This window comes from Pelomonas candidula, assembly GCF_043555985.1.
In the GTDB taxonomy this organism is placed as follows: domain Bacteria; phylum Pseudomonadota; class Gammaproteobacteria; order Burkholderiales; family Burkholderiaceae_C; genus Pelomonas; species Pelomonas candidula.
The window spans coordinates 1-18612 of record NZ_JBIGIC010000017.1 but is presented as its reverse complement, the minus strand read 5'-3'; the positions used below and the strand labels follow the sequence as shown (position 1 = coordinate 18612).

Genomic DNA, 18612 nt, shown 5'->3' with positions numbered 1-18612 from the left:
GATCATTTGCCGGCCAGGGAGCGGCCGGGCTTGACTTGGCGCTGGGCCAGCGTGACCAGCGAGACGATGAAGGCGAGGAACAGCGCGCTGGTCCACATCGCGCCGATGCCGAGGCCGCCGTAGGTGCGGTCCTGGGTCAGCAGGTCGCCGATGGCGGCACCGAATGGGCGGGTCAGGATGTAGGCGATCCAGAAGGTCAGCACGGCGTTGGCGCCGAGGCGCCAGGCGGCATACGTCGCGGCGATGAGCAGCCCGAACACCAGCGACCCGAGGCTGAAGCCCAGGCCCAGCGCCTCGGTCGCCAGGTCGCCCACGGCAGTGCCGAGCGCGAAGGTGCACAGGATGGCGGCCCAGTAGAAAAGCTCGCGCCGGCGCGTGACGATGTGGTGGATCGACAGGTCCCGCTCGACCGCATGCCAGCTCGCGAAGATGGCGGCCAGCGTGATGGCGAAGACCGTGCTGCTCAGGTAGAGGCTGACGCCCAGGCCATCGGTCAGCAGGTCGGTGATTTGCGTGCCGACGACGCTGACCAGCACGGCGCTGAGCCAGTACATCCACGGCACGTAGCGCTGCGCGCGCAGCTGCAGGGCCAGTGCGCCGCCCAGCAGCGTGGCCATCAGCGCGCTCGTTAGGCCCTGGCCCCAGCCGACCTGCACGGCGAGGAAATCGGCCCCAGTCTCACCCACCGTGGTGGACAGAATCTTGATGACCCAGAAGGCCAGCGCGATGGCGGGCACTTTGTTGCGCGGATCGGGCAGGGAAATGGGCATGGCCGATCAGTCCTCGCCGTCGTCATGTTCACCGTGGCGCCCGTCGCGATCGAGCTTGTCCAGCTCCGACGACAACACCGTGCCGTTGGTGGCGTCGACGTGCACGTCGAAGACGCCCGCGTTGCTGACCACCTCGACCTCGTAGACCCAGCCCTGGCGGCCGTGCGTGTACTCGGCCTGGCGGGCCTTGCCGGCGGCGCGCAGCTCGGCGGTCTGCACGGCCTGCAGCAGCGAGATGGGGGCCTGCGTGACCGGCACGGCGTCGGTCTCGGGTTCGCCGCTACGCGGCTCACCGCTCTCGGCGTACGCCAGTGCGCCGGCTGCGATCAGGCTTGCGCTCAACAGCGCGTAGATGTAGCGACGATTCATGGTCTGCCTCCCAAAAAAGGCGCGACCGTCGCGCCCTGGCGGGCAGTATGTTTTTCGGGCGCTTATCGGCTCCTTAAGAGTCGCGCGGACTAGACTTTGATGGCGAGCGTGAGCACGCCGGCCGTGATCAGCGCGATGCCCAGCCACTCCTTCGGCGCGGGCCGCTCGCCGAGGAAACTGACCGCAAACAGCGCCACCAGCACGACGCTGAACTTGTCCACCGGCGCGACGAGCGACGCCGGGCCGAGCTGCAGTGCCCGGAAGTAGCACACCCACGACGCGCCGGTGGCGAGGGCCGACAGGGCCAGGAACAGCAGCGTGCGCGGCGCCAGCGTTATGGGGTTGGCCCACTTGCCCGTGGCGCCCACGAACAGCGCCAGCAGCACGGCCACGATCAGGGTGCGCACGAGCGTGGCGAGGTCGGAGTCGACACCCTGGATGCCCACCTTGGCCAGCACGGCCGTGCCGCCCGCGAAACCGGCGGACAGCAGCGCCCACCACAGCCAGTTGTTGGAAAAACTCATGTCATGGTCCTTGCTGATCGTTGGGGGTGGGGAAGACGACGCGCACTTCGAGGCCCGTGCCGGCAGGCCGGTCCAGCAGCCGCACGGTGGCGCCATGGCGGTCGGCGATGGCCTTGACGATGGACAGGCCCAGCCCGCTGCCGTCCGTCGTGCGCGCCGAGGGCGACGGCGGGTCGCCGCGGTAGAAACGATCGAAGACGCGCTCGCGCGCCTCGTGCGGGATGCCCGGCCCGGTGTCCCGCACGAAGAGCAGGGCCTGCGCGTCGCGCACCTCGGCGCCCACGTCGACGAAACCGCCGGCCGGCGTGTGGCGCAGCGCGTTCTCCACCAGGTTGTTCAGCAGCACGACGAGCTGCGCCCGGTCGCCCACGGCCGGGACCGGCCCGTGCAGTTCGGCGCCGAGGTCGATCTGCAAGGCTTCCGCCTTGAGGTTCAAGCCCTCGACCACCTCGCGCACGATGTCCGCCAGATCCAGCGCCACCATGGGTGCGAGCTGCGCTTCGGGCTCGGTGCGGGCGAACTGCAGCAATTGCTCGATCAGCCGTTGCGCGCGGGCCATGCCTTGTTGCAGCTCGTCCATTGCGGCCGTGCGGCCGGCGTCGTCGGGGCTGCGGCGCAGCAGCTGCAACTGCAGTCTCAGTGCGGTGACGGGGCTGCGCAGCTCGTGCGCCGCGTCCGCGAGGAAGCGGCGCTGCGCGGTGAGCGAATCGTCCAGCCGCGCCATCAGGCCATTGATGGACTGCACCATCGGCGCCAGCTCGCGCGGCAGGTTGTCGCTGGCGATCGGCGCCAGCGACCGGGCGCTGCGCCCGGCCACGTCGCGCGCCGCGGCGTCCAGCGGCCGCAGGCCGCGGCGCAGGCTGAAGATCAGCAGCGCGCCGATGCCCAGCGCCAGCAGCAGCATCGGCGGCAGGATGCGGGTGGCCGACTCCTGCGCCATCTCCAGCCTCGACGTGACGCGCTGCGCCGCCTGCGCCAGACCACTGCCGTGTCGGGCTGTGTAGACGACCCAGGCTTCGCCGTCCAGCTGCTCCTGCGACAGCCCTTCGGTGGCGATGAAGTGCATCGGGATCGCCCGGTTCGAGCTGTAGAGCAGGTGGCCGGCCGCGTCCCAGGCGAAGGTGACGATCTCAGTTTCCTCCGTGTCGCCAGCCTCGTTGTCGGAGGGCTCGGCAGAGGCCAGTGGTGTGGGTGGCGGGTTGGCCTGCTGGAACCGCGCGAGCCCGGTCGCGACGTTCTTGAGGTCGGCGTCGAAGACCTCGTTCATCTCCTCCAGCGTCACTAGGTAGACCACCAGCACGATCATGGCCGCGCCGATGGCCAGCGCAGCCATGATCCAGGCCAGCAGCACGCGCTCGATGGACCGCATCACTCGTTGACCACGCGGTAGCCGATGCCGCGCACGTTTTTGATCACGGCCGCGCCGAGCTTGCGGCGAAGGTTGTGCAGGTGCACTTCGATGGAGTTGCTGGCCACCTCCTGCCCCCAGCCGTAGACGGCTTCCTCCAGCCGCTCGCGCGACAGCACGGCGCCGGGTTTCTGCATCAAGGCCTCCAGCACCGAGAACTCGCGGGCCGACAGCTCCACCGCCACGCCGGCCTTCGTCACTTCCTTGCGCGTCGGGTCCAGCACCAGGTCGCCCTGGCGCAGCCGCGGGTCGCCGCTGCCCGCATGCCGGCGCAGCAGGGCGCGGACGCGCGCGATCAGCTCGTCCAGGTCGAAGGGCTTGAGCACATAGTCGTCAGCGCCGGCCTCCAGGCCGTCGATACGGTCCCGCACGGTGTCGCGCGCCGAAGCGATCAGTACGGGCAGCGAATTGCCCGCGGCACGCAGCGCCTGCAGCAGCGACATGCCATCGCCACGGGGCAGGCCGAGGTCCAGCACGGCGAGGTCGTAGACGCCGTGAGTCAGCGACAGCTCGGCCGCCCGGCCGTCGGTGACCCAGTCCACGGCAAAGCCAGCCTGCAGCAGGCCTTCGCGCACGGCCTTGCCGATCATCAGGTCGTCCTCGATCAGGATGAGTCGCATCGTCGGGTCTCGGCAGGGCCGGGGTGGGCGCGGTCGGCGCGGTTGTTGGTGCAAGGATATCGAGGCAAGGCCCTGCCGGTGTCGGGCCATGCCGGGTCAAAGGATTTCGGAGAGCCGCACGATCGCCAGCCGCGTGGCCAGCCATTCGCCGAAGGCCGGGCCCATCAGTACCTCGTGCTCCACCTGGCGCGCCGCCGCGATCGGGTCGCCCGGCGCTGCGCCGATCGCGGCGTGCGTCATCAGCAGGTCGCCGTCTGCCATCACGTCGCACCAATCCGCCAGTCGGTATGCATGGTCGGGGGCCGGGCCGGAGAAGTCGTAGACGCCCAGCAGGCTGCGGTTCTGTGGGTAGCCTTGTTCGCGAGCCAGGGCGGCCAGCCGCTTGGCGCCGAGGGCCGCGATCGCCTGCTGCTTGAGCGGTACCCGGCCGTGGTGCCGCAGCGCCTGAGGTGCCTGCGTGTTGCGCAGCCAGGGCGGACGCATGGGGTAGCGCCGGGCCAGCTCTTCCAGCATCAGCTCGCGGACGACGGGGAGCTGGTGCACGTGCTGGTGGCCGTCGACGAAGTCCGGTGCCTGGCCCATCGCGTCCTCGAACGCGTCGAACTGCGTGGCGATCTCGGCGCGCACCTTGCCGGTGGGCAGGGTGCGGGCGCAGGCGCCCAGGCAGAGCATGGGCAGGGGCAGGTGCCAGGCGTCCGGTGTGAGTGGTTCGCTGAGGTTCAGGTGCAGGCCGACGTCAGTGCGCCGCTGCGGCAGCGCGCGCAGCGTGGCCGCACCGGCGCGCCAGGCAGGCCCGCGCGTGAGGCAGCTCAGCGCGGAGGCGCGGCCGGCCTCCGCCAGGCTCAGGGCGCCGGCGTTGACGGCACCGTTGAGGCCGAAGTCGTCCACGCAGACGGCGACGCGCCGGCGCGCCGTCACGGCGCCTTCGCGCGCACGCGCAGCAGCTGCTCGTCGCCGAAGCAGCAGACGCGGTGCTCCAGCTGCAGGCCGATGTCCTGCAGATCCTGGGTCATGTCCAGCTTGGACTCCAGGGCGACGTAGCCGGCCTGCTGGCCCAGGGCCGCGGGCAGCGCGGCCAGCCCAGGGATCTGCAGCGCCCGGCCCTGGCTGTAGAACGCCGCGGAGTAGGGCCGTTGCGCCAGGTACAGCAGCGGCTCGCCGGCCTTGGCTTCGGCCAGGTAGGCCTGCACCAGGTGGCGGGCGCTGCGCTGGTCCTGGTGGCGGTCGAGGCCCAGCCGGCCCAGACCCACCACACCCCCCAGCAGAGCTGCGGCCAGGCCGGCGGCGACCCAGGCCTCGGCATGGGCGGAGCGCAGCACCAGCCAGCGGGCCATCAGCAAGGCCACGGCGGGCAGCGACGGCAGCGCGTAGGTCCAGATGATGTTGCGCGCCGCGGTGAAGAACAGCAGGGGCAGCAGCGCCCACAGCCACAGGTACAGGCGCAGCGACGCCTGCTCGTCAGCCACTCGCACGCGCCGCCAGCGCCAGGCCGCGAGCGGCACCAGCAACGACCACGGCAGCAAGGCGCCCCAGGCGAACACCCAGATCGAGCCGATGGGCATCTGGTGCGCATGCCCGTAGCGGTCGCCGGACCAGCCCGGCGTGAAGAAGCGGTGCCAGTGCTCGCCGACGATGAAGTAGTTGATGAAGCCGGGCGTGCGCTGCTCGGCCAGCAGGTACCAGGGCGCGGCGAGCGCCAGCGCCAGCAGGCTGCCGCGCAGCCAGGGCAGGGCCCGCCAGGTGTCGCCCACGCGCCGTTGAAGCATGGTCCAGAGGACGACGGGCAACCCGGCCAGCACCACGGCTACCGGGCCCTTGGCCAGCAAGCCCATGCCCAGCGCGATGAAGAACATCCAGCCGTGGCGGCGGCGCCGGGCTTCGTCGGCCGCGTGGAGCGCGAACCAGAAACTGCAGAGCGCCGCCGTCGTGCACAGCACCATCACTGTGTCGGTCATCACCGCGCCGACCGACACGAAGAATAGGGCCGCGCCGCCGAGCAGGGCCACGGCGAGCAGGGCTTCGCGTGCGTCGCCGCGGCGCCGTGCGAACTGCCACACCAGCAACGCGATCCCGCCGCCGCACAGCAGGTGCGGCAGGCGCGCGGCGAACTCGCTGATGCCCAGCAGCCGCATGCTGGCCGCCGTGGCCCAGAACGACATCGGGGGCTTGCCCCAGAACGGCACGCCGATGTCGAACCAGGGCGTGACCCAGTCGTCGAACACCATCATCTTGCGGCCGATCTCGCCGTAGCGAGCCTCCGTCGTGTCCATCAGCGGCAGGCCGGCCATCGCGGCCAGCCGCAGCACGAGCAGCAGCGCGAGCAGCCCGCAGATGGCGAGTTGCGGGCGGGTCATCGGCCACGCGCGACCGGGTGCTGGCGCGCTCAGCCCTTCGGCGGCGGGGTTCACGTGAAGCTCCATGGGATGTTCTGATTGTCAGGGAGCAGGAACAACCTCAACGTGCGGCTGTCGGCTTGTCGTCAACCCTTGTCCACGCGCCTCTCGCACGATGAACAGCGGCCTTGCCTTGCCTTCTTCGAACCTGCGGCTGACGTACTCGCCGACGATGCGCAGCGGCCGGAAGTGGTTGCGGGCCAGCGGCGTCGGCACCGCGGGTATCGGGCCTGGCAGGCGGCGAGGCTGCACAGGCGGTTCGGTCTTGAGGGCGGATGCCATCCCAGCAGTGTTCGGGCCCGATGCTTATCGAGTCCTTAAGGCCGCACAGCGACTGCGAGCCAGAGCCGGCCGGCGACGGCTCGCAGAAAGTTTGGTGCCGCGCGAGGCGTAGATAACAACTTTGTCAGGTCGGCTTCAGCCTCCCGTTAGCGCGGCCTTCCTACAGTCGCGGTCGAGTTGATGCCCTGATGTCTTTGATGCCCATGATCGAGTTCGCAAGGAAACGCCCGGCCCTGCTGCTGGCCGGTGGTGCAGTGCCGTTGGCGCTGGCCGCCGCCGCCGTGGCTCTGAACAAGGCGCCGGAGAAGGCCGCCGCGCCCAAGCCGCTGCCGCTGGTCAGCGTGGCGCCCGCGGTGGCGCGGGACCTGCCTGTCAAGCTCTCCGCGCAGGGCCACCTGGTGGCGCTCACGCAGGTGGACGTGCGCCCGCAGGCCACCGGCACCATCCGCGCCATCCATTTCAAGGAGGGCGACGAGGTGAAGGCCGGGCAGCTGATGTTCACGCTGGACGCCAGCGACGTGGCCGCCCAACTGGCCAAGGCGCAGGCCACGGCCGCGCAGGTGCAGGCGCAGCTGGACGAAGCCCAGCGTGACCTCGTGCGCACCCAGCAACTGGCCAAGGCGCAGTTCTATTCGCCCAGTTCTGTGGATGCCGCCGAAGGCAGGGTCGCAACGCTGCGCGCCCAGCACCGCGCGATGCTGGCTGACATCGAAAACAGCCGTGTGCTGGTGGATCGCACCCGCATCCTGGCGCCGATGGCCGGGCTCACCGGCGCGTTGTCGGTCCATCCCGGCAGCCTGGCCCAGCCGGGCGCGGCATCGCCGCTGGTTAACGTCGCGCAGATGGACCCGATCGGCGTCGAGTTCACGCTGCCCGAGGCCAACCTGCCGGCGTTGCTGGCCGCGCGCGATGCCGGCAAGGTGCAGCTGTCCATCGCCGCGGCGTATGGCACGCCGGTGCAGGGCAAACTCGTGTTCGTCAACAACACCGTCAATGCCGACACCGGCACCATCAGCCTGAAGGCCGCCTTCCCGAATCCGCGCAAAGCGCTGTGGCCCGGCGCCTACGTGAAGGTGCAACTCACGGCCGGCGTGAGCCCCGGTGCCGTCACGCTCGCGCCGCAAAGCATTCTGGACAGCCCGGGCGGGCGCTTCGTCTTTGTGCTGGACGCGCCCGCTGGCAAGGTGGTCGCGCGGCCTGTCACGCTGCTGCGCATCCAGGAGCAACTGGCCGTCGTCGAGGGCCTGGCCAACGGCGAGCAGGTCGTCACCGAAGGTCAGTTGGGCTTGAAGACCGGCGCCGCGGTGCGCGTGGCCGCAGCGGCACCGGCCGCCAGCGCGGGGGCGGCGCCATGAACCTCTCTGAAGCCTGCCTGCGCCGGCCCATCGCGACGATGCTGTTCTGGATCAGCGCGGTCGTCGCCGGCTTCATCTGCTGGACCAACCTGCCGATCTCTGCGCTGCCGCAGTACGACACGCCCATCATCCAGGTCACGGCCTCGCTGCCTGGTGCCAGCCCGGACAACCTCGCCACGTCGGTCGTCACGCCGCTGGAAAAGCAGTTCTCGTCCATCCCGGGGCTGCTGACGACGTCGTCGACCAGCATGCAGGGCCAGGCCTGGATCACGTTGGAGTTCGACGCCAGCCGCAGCATCGACGCCGCAGCCGCCGACGTGCAGGCTGCGCTGTTCCGCGCCGCGCGGCAACTGCCCGCGGAGATGCGCACGCCGCCGTCGTACAGCAAGGTCAACCCGGCGGACGCGCCCATCCTGCTGGTGGCGCTGAGCTCGCCGACGCTGTCCTTCGCGGAGCTGAACGCGTTCAGCGACAACCTCATCGTGCCGGCGCTGTCCACCATCTCGGGCGTGGCCCAGGTGCAGGTGTCGGGGCAGAAGCGCTACGCGGTGCGCATCCAGGCCGACCCCGCAAGGCTGGCGGCCGTAGACCTGACGCTGGACGAAGTGGCCACCGCGCTGCAGGGCGCCAACTCCGGAACGCCCATCGGCCAGCTGGACAACAGCCGCCAGATGCTGACCGTGCAGATGAACGGCGACCTCATGAAGGCGGCGGACTTTGCCAGCGTGGCGGTGGCCAGCCGTCAGGGCCGCACGGTGCGGCTGGCGGACGTGGCGTCGGTGGCCGACAGCATCGAGAACGTGCAGAACATGAGCGACGTGAACGGCCGCCCGTCCATCCTGCTCAGCGTGCGCCGCCAGCCCGGCGCCAACACGGTGGCGGTGGTGGACGCCATCCGAGCGCTGCTGCCGCGCCTGCAGGCGCAGCTGCCGGGCTCGGTGGTGGTGCAGACGCTGAGCGACCGCTCCATCTCCATCCGCAATGCCATCCACGACGTCAACCTGACCATGGTACTGACCGTGGGCCTGGTGGTGCTGGTGATCCTGCTGTTCCTGCGCCGCGCGGCGGCGACGTTCATCCCGTCGCTCAGCGTGCCGATCTCGCTGTTCGCCACCTTCGGGCTGATGTTCGCGCTCGACCAGAGCCTGGACAACATCTCGTTGCTGGGTCTGACCATCGCAGTGGGCCTGGTGGTGGACGACGCCATCGTCGTGCTCGAAGCCATTATCAGCCACATCGAACGCGGCATGGCGCCGGCCGAGGCCGCCGCCGCTGGCGCCCGCGAGGTGGGCTTCACGGTGATGTCGATCTCGGTGTCGCTGGTGGCGGTGTTCATCCCGATCTTCTTCATGCCGGGCGTCGTGGGGCGGCTGTTCCACGAGTTCGCCATCGTCGTCTCCATCGCCATCCTCGTCTCCGCCGCGGTGTCGCTCACGCTGATCCCGATGCTGGTGCCGATGCTGATGAAGCCCGAGTCGCTGCACCGCCCGGTGCCGGCCTGGAGCCGCTTCTTCGAGCGCGCATTCGACCGCACGCTGGCCGCCTACACGCGCGCGCTGGACGTGGCGCTGGCCCACCGCGCGTCGGTGCTGCTGGTGGGCGTGGCCACGTTCGCGGTCACGGCAGGGCTGTACGTCACGGCGCCCAAGGGCTTCTTCCCGCAGGAGGACATCGGCCAGGTCGTGGCCAACGTGGACACGCCCCAGGACATGTCCTATGCCGGCCGCCTGGCCGTCATGCAGCACCTCGAGAAGACCGTGTTGGCGGACCCCAACGTGGCCGGCGTTGCCACCAAGGTGGACCACGACACCACCCAGCTCACCATCGACCTGAAGGACCGCGGCCAGCGGCCGCCGCTGCCCGCCGTGCTGAGCCAGTTGCGCCAAGAGACGAGCGACCTGCCGAGCATCCAGGTGTTCTTCAGCCCGGTGCAGAACCTGCGCGTGGGCGGTCGCTCGTCCAAGAGCACCTATCAGTACACGCTGCAGGCCGTCAGCGCGAATGCGCTGGACCAGTGGGCCGACAAGCTGATGAACGCGCTGAAGGCGTCGGATGTGCTGGTCGGCGTGACGAGCGACTACGAGAAGAACGGCCTGGAGGCCCAGATCAGCGTGGACCGCGACAAGGCGGCGCAGTTCGACGTCGACATGGCAACCGTGCGTGCCGCGCTGTTTGCCGCCTTCGGCAGCCGCCAGGTCTCCACCATCCGCGCGCCGGAGGACAGCTACCAGGTCATCCTGGAGGTGGCGGACTCTGCCAGGCGCGACGAGAGCGACATCCTCGGCCTGGAGGTGCGCAGCGGCGCCGGCAAGCGCGTGCCGCTGAGCGCCTTCGCCACCGTGACGCGCGGCAATGGCGTCATAGCCGTCAACCACCAGGCGCAGCTGCCGGCGGTGACGCTGTCCTTCGACCTTGCGCCGGGCAGGTCACTGTCGGATGCGGCGGCGGCCATCCATGCGGCCGAGGCGCAGCTCAACCTGCCGGCCACCGTCTTCGGCGCCTTCAGCGGCCAGGCGGCGCTGTTCCAGCAGTCGCAGACGGCGCAGCTCTGGCTCATCCTCGCCGCGGTCGCCGTCATCTACGTGATCCTGGGCATGCTCTACGAGAGCTGGGTGCACCCGCTCACCATCCTGCTGGGCATCCCGTCCGCGGCCGTGGGCGCGCTGCTGGCGCTGCGCATCGCGGGCATGGAGCTGAGCTTCATCGCGATGATCGGCATCCTGCTGCTGATTGGCATCGTCAAGAAGAACGCGATCATGATGATCGACTACGCCATCTCGGCGCGCCGCGATGAAGGGCTCGGCGCCGTCGACGCGATCCGCCAGGCCTGCCAGCAACGTTTCCGCCCGATCATGATGACCACGATGTGTGCCCTGATGGGTGTGCTGCCCATCGCACTGGGCCTGGGTGCCGGCGCCGAGCTGCGCCAGCCGCTGGGCGTGGCCATCGTCGGCGGGCTGCTGCTGTCGCAGCTGGTCACGCTGTTCGTCACGCCGGTGCTCTACCTGCTGTTCGACCGCGGGCAGGCGCGGCCGGTGCCGTCGCTCGCCGTGCCGCAGGAGGCTTGACGCCATGCCCCGCATCCTGCTCGTCGAAGACCAGGCCACGGCCGCCAAGTACATCGCCCGCGGGCTGGGCGAGTCGGGCATGCTGGTGGACGTGGCCGGCAGCGGCCCCGACGGACTGCATCTGCTGCTGACCGGCGAGTACGACCTCGCCATCCTGGACATCATGCTGCCCGGCCTGGATGGCTGGAGCATCCTGGAGACGGCACGCAAGGCCGGGCGCACGGTGCCGGTGCTGTTCCTGACCGCGCGCGACGACATCGACGACCGCGTTCGCGGCCTGGAGGCCGGCGCGGACGACTACCTCGTCAAGCCCTACGCCTACCCCGAGCTGCTGGCGCGCGTGCGCGTCATCCTGCGCCGCCACGCCACGGCGCACACGCAGGAGAGCGAGCGTGTGCTGCGCCTGGCCGACCTGACGCTGGACCTGCTGAAGCACCGGGCCGCGCGCGGCGCGGACCGCATCGACCTGACGGCCAAGGAGTTCGCGCTGCTGCGCCACCTGATGAGCTTTGCGGGCGAGGTGCAGTCACGCACCGTGCTGGCTGCGCACGTCTGGGAGATGAACTTCGACTCCGACTCCAACGTCGTGGAGGTGGCGATCAAGCGGCTGCGCGCCAAGATCGACGACCCCTACGAGACCAAACTGCTGCACACCGTGCGCGGCGCCGGCTATGTTCTGGACGACACCGCCCGATGAACCCGCGACTAGACCCGCGGCGCTGGTCGCTGCAACTGAGGCTGACGCTGTACTTCTTCGTCTTCACCACGGCCTTGCTGTGTGTGGTGGGCTGGGCGCTCAACGACCAGCTTGCCCACCAACTGTGGGAGAAGGACGAGGACAACGTGCGCACGACGATGGACGTGCAGCGCGCGGTCATCGAGGCGATGGATGCCGGAGGCGTGGGTGCCCGGAACCCCTGGCAGAAGGAGTGGGCAGAGCACACTTTGCGCAATAGGAACCTGGCGATGCGGCTGACGGCGCCCGACGGGCAGGTGCTGGATTCCCCCCCGACTCCGCCAATACCGCTGGATGCCTTCCCGGCGGCCAGGAAGCGCGCCGCGTTCAAGCGCTACACCGTTGGCCACGGGAGCGCGGAGGTGCGCTACATGCTGGCCGCGACGATGGTGGAAACGTGGCCCGGCCGCGTCTGGCTGCTGCAGGCGGCCTATAACCTGCACGAGGGGCAGGAGCTGGGCGAGGCATTCCGCCGCCGCCTGATCCTCGTGGTGACTCTGGCCGTGCTGGCCGCTTCGGCACTGGCCGCCTACCTCGTGCAGCGTGCGTTGCGGCCGTTGCGTGTGATGAGCGAGGCCATCGGCGACATCACCGCCGACAAGCTCGATGCGCGCATCGCCCACCAGGCCTGGCCCAGCGACCTGCGCCAACTGGCTGAATCGTTCGATGCGATGCTGGGCCGCCTGCACGCCGCATTCGAGCAGCTGTCGCGCTTCTCGTCCGATCTGGCCCACGAGTTCCGCTCGCCCATCACCAACCTCGTCTCGGCGGCGGGCGTCATGCTGTCGCGCGAGCGCTCGGCCGGCGAATACCAGGACACGCTGGCCGTCGTCGTTGAGGAGGGGGACCGGCTGGCACGCATGGTCTCGTCAATGCTCTTTCTGGCCCGGGCGGACAACGCGCGCCAGGCCTTGAACTTCGAGACCCTGTCTGCTCAAGGCCAGCTGCGTGACATTGCAGAGGCCTATGGCGCCGTTGCCGAGGAGCGGGGCCTGCGTCTCGAACTGGGCGCCGCGGCCGACATCAGGTTGCAGGCCGACCCTCTGCTGTTGCGCAATGCGCTGTCCAACCTGGTGTCCAACGCGTTGCAGCACACACCCGCCGGCGGCCTCGTCACATTGACGGCCTGTGCACGCGATGGTGGTGTGGAGTTCATCGTGACCGACACCGGCAGTGGCATTGCTGCGGAACATCAGCCGCACATCTTCGAACGCTTCTACCGTGTCGATGCCGCTCGCAGTTCGGGCGACCGAACCGGCCTGGGCCTCGCTGTCGTGCGGTCCATCGCCGAGCTGCACGGCGGGCGTGCCAATGTCAGCAGCGAGTTGGGAAAGGGCGCTCGCTTCACGCTGTGGCTACCGTTCGACGCGGGTGAGCAGCGAGCCTGAAGTCAGCCCGGGCGCGGCGTACCAGTATCGATGAGGAGGCTTGCCCGAAGTGCCTTTGCTAGGTGTGATGTGCCTGAGCTTTGTTGCGCACCTCGGCTTGCAGGCGCGATTCCCCCGACTCCAGACGTAGTCGGGCCACCGCAACCTTCACGGGCGTGCTGGGCCGAGGAAAGCGGTTGGGCGGCACGCGGCCGGTCGCGCACTCTAGCCACGGCCGACGCTAAGGGCTTGTCTTGCGCTTCCCTGTCACTGCTGCGAAATGTCAACAGGGTTGCCCACGGTTTGGGCGGACAGCCGCCCGGGGCATCAGGCTCTGTTGTGCTGTCACATGCGCAGGCCACGGACGGACGGGTGTTGGCGGCGAGCTACTCGACGGCGTTGACGATCAGGTCCGTCAGGAGGGCAGAACGGTGCTCGGTATGGCATGGAATACGCAATAAAAAGCCCGCAGCTTTTTGACGGGCTGCGGCCTTGCGCGGAGCGCTGATGCGCTTACTGCGTCTTGGTTTCAGTCTTGGCGTCAGCCTTGACTTCGCCGTGCTTCTTGCCGTGCTTGTGAGCATGCTTGGTGGCGCTGGCGGCGTCGGCCGGAACAGCGGCCGTTGTGGGCTTCGCGGTCGTGACCGGCGTGGCGGCGGGGGTGGCAGGTTGGGCCAGCGCAATGCCTGAGGCGAGCGTGATGAGGGCGGTGGCGATGGTGGTCTTCAGCGTGTTCATCTTGGGCGTTCCAGGGAGTTGGTTTCGGTTGCTTGGGCTTCGCGAATGCTTGTGTCCACAACGACGGCTTCTGCCGCGTCGTTTACGGCGTTGCAAAGGTTTACAGGCGCCGGTCGTCGATCTTGGTGCCCGCAGCATGCAGTTCGGCATCGCGCCGATACCTGCGTGAGGTGCCGAACCGGCTACCAGCGATGACCTTGCATGCATCTTTGATGCGACAGCTTCTGGTAAGTACGCTCATCCTATGATTGCGAATCATTCTCATTATTGTTTGATGGTGCGGCGCCATCGAACCCGATGGTGGCGGCATGCGGATCTGGAAGTTCTGGTGTGGGAGGCTGAGCCTGGCGATGGTCGCGGCCCTGCTGGCGAGCTGTGGTGGCGGTGGTGGCAGCGCGGCGGCGACAGCTAGCGTGCCCAAAGCGGCGACGCTGTCGGCGCAAGCCGCGTTGGGCGAGAAGATCTTCAACGACGTCTCCCTGTCAGCCTCTGGCCGGCAGTCCTGCGCCAGCTGCCATGACGCGAGCCAGGCCCATGCGCCGGCGAATGCACTGACTGCCCAGCTTGGTGGCCCGCTGCTGGACCAGCAGGGACGGCGCAGCGCACCGTCCATCAACTACCTCTCCTTCAACAGCGCCTTCCGCTTCGAGGCGGATGGCACGCCCACTGGTGGCTTCTTCTGGGACGGCCGTGCCGCCTCGCTGCAGGCGCAGGCTGCCGGGCCTTTCACCAACCCCTTCGAGATGGCCAACGCCGACGTGCAGGCCGTGATCAGCCGGTTGGCCCAGGCCAGCTACGGCGACGAGTTCAAGCGAGTGTTTGGTGCTGACATCCTCAGTCGGCCCGCCGATGCGATGGACCGCGTGACGCTGGCGCTGGCCCAGTACCAGAAGGAGGACACGGACTTCCGGCCCTTCTCGAGCAAATACGACGAGTTCCTGCGCGGCAAGGTGGCTTTGAGCGATCAGGAACTGCGCGGACTGGCCCTGTTCAACAACCCCAGCAAGGGCAACTGTCAGGCCTGCCACCCGTCGGCCAAGGCGGCCAACGGCAGCTTCCCGCTGTTCACGGACTTCAGCTTCGACAACCTGGGTGTGCCGCGCAACCCGGCCATCGCCCGCAATGCCGACCCGGTCTACTTCGATCTCGGCCTGTGCGAGCGTCCCGAGCTGGCCTCCCGTACCGACCTTTGCGGCGCCTTCAAGGTGCCGTCGCTGCGCAACGTGGCCAAACGCCAGGTGTTCTTCCACAACGGCCGCTTCACGTCCCTGAAGGAGGCGCTGACCTTCTATGTGCAACGCGATACCAACCCCGAGAAGTGGTATCCGCTCAATGCGGACGGCAGCGTGCACAAGTTCGACGACCTGCCGCGAGCCTATGTGGGCAACGTCAACACGGCGGAGGTGCCCTACAACCGCAAGCCCGGTGACTCGCCCGCGCTGACCGACGCCGAGGTCGATGACGTCATCACCTTCTTGCGCACGCTCAACGACGGCTATGCGCCGCGTTGATCCCACAAGTTTGCCAATTCCGCCGGAGTTCCTATGACCGCTTTCCGCCCGCCCGTCCGCAGCCTCCTCGCCGCCGCCTTGGCCATGGCGCTGGGCAGTGCCCAGGCCCAGACGGCCACCGAGGCCGAACTGGCCCGCAGGCTCGACCAACTCGCCAACGAACTCGCCGCCGTCAAGGCGCAGCTGGCCCAGCTGCAGCAGCGCACCGCGCTGCCGGTACCGACGCAGCCTGCACAGCCGCAGCCGGCCCAAGCCACGACGCCCGCACCGGTGTCCGCCCCCGTCGCAGAGGCGCAGACGCTGCGCACCGGGCCTGCCACCGTGCTGACGAGCTATGGCGAGATCAACTACAACCACCCGACCAAGGCCAGCCAGAACGCACAGGCCGACATCCGCCGCTTCGTGCTCGGGTATGAACACCGCTTCGACGACAAGACCAAGGTCGTCACCGAGTTGGAGGTCGAGCACGCGGTTTCCTCTGCCAGCGACCCCGGCGAGGTCGAGGTCGAGCAGGCCTACATCGAGCACCAGATCCACCCCAATCTCGCGCTGCGCGCCGGCCTCTTCCTGATGCCCGTGGGCCTGCTCAACGAGAATCATGAGCCCACGGCGTTCTACGGCGTGGAGCGCAATTTCGTCGAGACAGCCATCATCCCCAGCACCTGGCGCGAAGGTGGCGTGCAGTTCGTCGGCAACTTCGACAACGGCCTGACGCTGCAGGGAGGCCTGACGACCAGCTTCGACCTGACCAAGTGGGATGCGACCTCCACCGAAGGGCGCGAGTCGCCGCTGGGCAGCGTCCACCAGGAGATGGCCCTGGCCAAGGCCCACGACGTGGCCGTGTTCGGCGCCGCCAACTGGCGCGGCATCCCCGGCGTGCTGGTGGGGGGATCGGTATTCAGCGGCAATGCGACGCAGGCGCAAGCCGTGGCCAAATCGCGCATCACGTTGTGGGACGTCCACGCGCGATGGGCGCCCGGCCGCTGGGATTTTTCCACCGTCTACACCCGCGGCAGCATCAGCAACACCGCTGCGCTGAACACGCCGCTGGTCGGCAACGGCACGCTGATCCCGAAGACCTTTGACGGCTTCTATGTGCAGGGGGCCTACAAGCTCTGGTCCAGCGGCGACTACGCGCTGTTGCCCTTTTTGCGCTGGGAGCGTTTCAACACGGCCAAGTCCTATGCCGACCTCGGCCCCGGCCTGACGCCTGATGCCGCACGCAGCGAGCGCGTCATCACGGCGGGCGCCAACTTCAGGCTCTCGTCCAATATCGTTTTCAAGGCCGACTACCAGCGCCTGCGCGAGGCCACGGACGCCAACCGCTACAACCTCGGCGTCGGGTGGAGCTTCTGATGCGACTGACCCTGGCCCCAGCCGCCCTGGTCGCACTCGCGCCAGCCAGTGCCTTCGCGGTGACCTACCTCAGCCCCGAACAGGCTGCCCAGTTGATGTTCCCGGAGGCCGACCGCTTCGAGAGCCTGACGCTGCCGACCGAGGGCGGCAGGCCGCTCGGTGTACGTGTCGCCAAAAAGGGCGGTGCCGTGCTGGGCTATGTCGTGCTGGACGACGTCATCGGCAAGGTCGAGCTGATCAGCTATGCCGTCGGCATCGCGACGGATGGCAGCGTCCGCCAGGTGGAGATCCTGGCTTACCGAGAAAGCCACGGCAGCGAGATCCGGCTGCCTGCCTGGCGCAAGCAGTTCATTGGCAAGACTGCCGCCGCGCCGCTGCGCATCGGTGAAGACATCGCCAACATCAGCGGCGCGACGTTGAGCTGCACCCATGTCACCGACGGCGTGCGCCGCATCGTCGCCACGCTGGGCGCGGCTCGCCGCGCCGGCGCGCTCGGGTAGCCGCATGCAGCGACGCGCCCGCCCGCTGCTCGGCACCTGGGTCGAGATCGGTGCGACCTCGGGGCACGAGTCGGGTTTCGGGGCGATTGCCGCGATTCAGGCGCGCCTGTCGCGCTTCGAGCCGGGCAGCGACATTGCCCGCTTCAACGCGATGCCCACCGGCGGCGAACTGTCAGTGCACCCTGTCACTGTCGAGGTGCTCACGGCCGCGCACAGATTGCACGTCGACAGCGATGGCCTCTTCGACATCAGCCTCGGCAGCGGTTCCGACGCCTGGTGTCTCGACGGTGACCGGCTGCACAAGCTCGCCGACGGTGTCGTGCTGGACCTCGGGGGGATCGGCAAGGGCCATGCCGTCGACCTCGCCGTGCTGGCGCTGCAGGCCGCGGGCGCCGCAACCGGCTGGGTCAACGCGGGCGGCGACCTGCGTGTGTTTGGCGAGCTTGAACTACCCATCCTTTTGCGCAACGACGCCTGCGGTGGCGGCGTGCGCGAGTTTGCACGCCTGGCCGATGGCGCTTTTGCGACCAGCCACTACGCGCCTGGCAGCCGTTCGGCAGCGAGCCGCGCCGTGCAGGCCCACGTCAGCGTGGCTGCGCCACGGTGCCTGTGGGCCGACGCACTGACCAAGGTCGTCGCACTCAGCAGTCGCTGCGATCACCCGCTGCTGGCCCGTTACGATGCCGCCGCCTGGCAGCACGATGCGCCACGCCTTGCATGACCCGCCAGCACCACCCCCGCGCCCATCCGCACCCCGCACACCCGCCACGGCATCGCCTGCCGCGTTGGCAGCGTCGCGTCCTGTACGGGAGTGGTGTCCCGCTGCTGCTCACGGGCCTGGTCTGGCTGGCCGTCCATTACAGCGTCGGCGCCGGCGCCGGGGAGCTGCCGCATCCGCTGGAGGCCTGGTGCCTGCGCCTGCACGGCCTGGCCGCCATGGGCGCTCTGTTCGTGCTGGGTGCGCTTGCGGCAGCTCACATGCCGCAGGGCTGGCGGCTGAGCCGACGTTGGCAACTCCTCCGCCAGCAGCGTACGGGCGTGGCCCTGTGCGGGCTGGCGGCGCTGCTGGTGCTCAGCGGCTACCTGCTGTATTACTTCGCGCCGGAAGACCTGAGGCCTGCCCTCGGTGGGCTGCATGCCGCTGCAGGCGTTGCAATGGCCGCCCTTGTGCTGTGGCATCGACGCGGCAGCGATCCTGCAGGCATCGCGGCGTCGTAGGTTGCCCCTGATCGTCGTCGGCCCTTCTCGTCGCCATCTGACGCCGACACCTATCTCGCATTTGCCCCCATTCACCCGCGACACCGCGGTCCACAAGATCTGCCTGGCCGAGGAAAGTTGGAATCGTCGTGATCCGGGACGCGCCGTGCTTGCCTACGGTCCGGACAGCGTCTCACGCAATAACGACGAGTTGCTTCGTGGCCGCGCAGAGGCGCAGGCGCTGTTGGAGCGCGAGTGGGCGCGGGAACTCGACTGCCACTGCATCAGGGAGTGTTGACGCCGACTGAAATTTGACCCACCCGTGAGGGCCCTGCCGACCCAAATTTGACCCAGGTGTTCAACCTACCCTGCCCGAGATATCCACAGCTGGGCGGGGGTGTGAGGAGTGATCACCATG

General features: G+C 68.8%; 19 protein-coding genes. 10 read left to right on the top strand and 9 right to left on the bottom strand.

The features are described from left to right. Positions 1 to 2: 2 nt before the first annotated feature. The 8 genes from ACG04R_RS25165 to ACG04R_RS25130 form a co-directional block, all read right to left on the bottom strand. The gene (locus tag ACG04R_RS25165) at positions 3 to 770 is read right to left on the bottom strand and encodes a COG4705 family protein (RefSeq protein ID WP_394416647.1); all 768 of its coding nucleotides are present in this window, start codon (positions 768 to 770) and stop codon (positions 3 to 5) included. 6 nt (positions 771 to 776) lie between these two features. Beyond that, positions 777 to 1139, bottom strand: a complete 363-nt coding sequence (locus ACG04R_RS25160) for a PepSY domain-containing protein (RefSeq protein WP_394416645.1) — start codon at positions 1137 to 1139, stop codon at positions 777 to 779. A gap of 89 nt (positions 1140 to 1228) precedes the next feature. Then, positions 1229 to 1663 (bottom strand): EamA family transporter, encoded by a 435-nt coding sequence (locus tag ACG04R_RS25155; protein ID WP_394416643.1) that lies wholly within the window; start codon positions 1661 to 1663, stop codon positions 1229 to 1231. Position 1664: 1 nt separating this feature from the next. After that, entirely contained in the window at positions 1665 to 3032 is a 1368-nt protein-coding gene (locus ACG04R_RS25150) for a sensor histidine kinase (protein ID WP_394416773.1), read from the bottom strand. Then, positions 3032 to 3691 carry a response regulator gene (locus ACG04R_RS25145; protein ID WP_394416641.1) on the bottom strand — a complete coding sequence of 220 codons (660 nt, stop codon included), beginning with the start codon at positions 3689 to 3691 and terminating at the stop codon, positions 3032 to 3034. Before ACG04R_RS25145 ends, ACG04R_RS25150 begins: the two co-directional genes overlap by 1 nt. Before the next feature lie 96 nt (positions 3692 to 3787). Further along, positions 3788 to 4609, bottom strand: coding sequence for a ChbG/HpnK family deacetylase (locus ACG04R_RS25140; protein ID WP_394416639.1), 822 nt, complete (start codon positions 4607 to 4609; stop codon positions 3788 to 3790). Continuing rightward, positions 4606 to 6111 (bottom strand): ArnT family glycosyltransferase, encoded by a 1506-nt coding sequence (locus ACG04R_RS25135; protein ID WP_394416637.1) that lies wholly within the window; start codon positions 6109 to 6111, stop codon positions 4606 to 4608. Before ACG04R_RS25135 ends, ACG04R_RS25140 begins: the two co-directional genes overlap by 4 nt. A 15-nt stretch (positions 6112 to 6126) precedes the next feature. Next, positions 6127 to 6366: a hypothetical protein gene (locus ACG04R_RS25130; protein WP_394416635.1), complete on the bottom strand. Its 240-nt coding sequence runs from the start codon at positions 6364 to 6366 to the stop codon at positions 6127 to 6129. Positions 6367 to 6554: 188 nt separating this feature from the next. On the opposite strand from ACG04R_RS25130, the gene ACG04R_RS25125 reads away from it, so the two are divergent. Genes ACG04R_RS25125 through ACG04R_RS25110 form a run of 4 tightly spaced genes read left to right on the top strand, consistent with a single transcriptional unit; the run spans position 6555 to position 12913 of the window. Next, positions 6555 to 7721, top strand: coding sequence for an efflux RND transporter periplasmic adaptor subunit (locus tag ACG04R_RS25125; RefSeq protein WP_394416633.1), 1167 nt, complete (start codon positions 6555 to 6557; stop codon positions 7719 to 7721). Next, positions 7718 to 10789: an efflux RND transporter permease subunit gene (locus ACG04R_RS25120; protein WP_394416631.1), complete on the top strand. Its 3072-nt coding sequence runs from the start codon at positions 7718 to 7720 to the stop codon at positions 10787 to 10789. Before ACG04R_RS25125 ends, ACG04R_RS25120 begins: the two co-directional genes overlap by 4 nt. A 4-nt stretch (positions 10790 to 10793) precedes the next feature. Next, positions 10794 to 11486 carry a heavy metal response regulator transcription factor gene (locus tag ACG04R_RS25115; protein WP_394416629.1) on the top strand — a complete coding sequence of 231 codons (693 nt, stop codon included), beginning with the start codon at positions 10794 to 10796 and terminating at the stop codon, positions 11484 to 11486. Then, on the top strand, positions 11483 to 12913 hold the full coding sequence (locus tag ACG04R_RS25110) for a heavy metal sensor histidine kinase (RefSeq protein ID WP_394416627.1): 1431 nt from the start codon (positions 11483 to 11485) through the stop codon (positions 12911 to 12913). The genes ACG04R_RS25115 and ACG04R_RS25110 overlap by 4 nt, the downstream gene beginning before the upstream one ends. A gap of 492 nt (positions 12914 to 13405) precedes the next feature. Here the strand turns inward: ACG04R_RS25110 and ACG04R_RS25105 are convergent, their stop codons facing one another. Further along, positions 13406 to 13630 carry a hypothetical protein gene (locus ACG04R_RS25105; RefSeq protein WP_394416625.1) on the bottom strand — a complete coding sequence of 75 codons (225 nt, stop codon included), beginning with the start codon at positions 13628 to 13630 and terminating at the stop codon, positions 13406 to 13408. 308 nt (positions 13631 to 13938) lie between these two features. On the opposite strand from ACG04R_RS25105, the gene ACG04R_RS25100 reads away from it, so the two are divergent. Genes ACG04R_RS25100 through ACG04R_RS25075 form a run of 6 tightly spaced genes read left to right on the top strand, consistent with a single transcriptional unit; the run spans position 13939 to position 18492 of the window. Beyond that, positions 13939 to 15141, top strand: a complete 1203-nt coding sequence (locus ACG04R_RS25100) for a cytochrome-c peroxidase (RefSeq protein WP_394416623.1) — start codon at positions 13939 to 13941, stop codon at positions 15139 to 15141. Positions 15142 to 15174: 33 nt separating this feature from the next. Then, positions 15175 to 16497 carry a hypothetical protein gene (locus ACG04R_RS25095; RefSeq protein WP_394416621.1) on the top strand — a complete coding sequence of 441 codons (1323 nt, stop codon included), beginning with the start codon at positions 15175 to 15177 and terminating at the stop codon, positions 16495 to 16497. Then, the gene (locus ACG04R_RS25090; RefSeq protein ID WP_394416619.1) at positions 16497 to 16997 is read left to right on the top strand and encodes an FMN-binding protein; all 501 of its coding nucleotides are present in this window, start codon (positions 16497 to 16499) and stop codon (positions 16995 to 16997) included. Before ACG04R_RS25095 ends, ACG04R_RS25090 begins: the two co-directional genes overlap by 1 nt. Positions 16998 to 17001: 4 nt before the next feature. Beyond that, the gene (locus ACG04R_RS25085; protein ID WP_394416617.1) at positions 17002 to 17718 is read left to right on the top strand and encodes an FAD:protein FMN transferase; all 717 of its coding nucleotides are present in this window, start codon (positions 17002 to 17004) and stop codon (positions 17716 to 17718) included. After that, positions 17715 to 18215 carry a DUF4405 domain-containing protein gene (locus tag ACG04R_RS25080; RefSeq protein WP_394416615.1) on the top strand — a complete coding sequence of 167 codons (501 nt, stop codon included), beginning with the start codon at positions 17715 to 17717 and terminating at the stop codon, positions 18213 to 18215. The genes ACG04R_RS25085 and ACG04R_RS25080 overlap by 4 nt, the downstream gene beginning before the upstream one ends. A gap of 1 nt (position 18216) precedes the next feature. Continuing rightward, a complete protein-coding gene (locus ACG04R_RS25075; protein ID WP_394416613.1) occupies positions 18217 to 18492 on the top strand; it encodes a DUF1348 family protein in 276 nt (91 codons plus the stop codon). Positions 18493 to 18612: the final 120 nt, after the last annotated feature.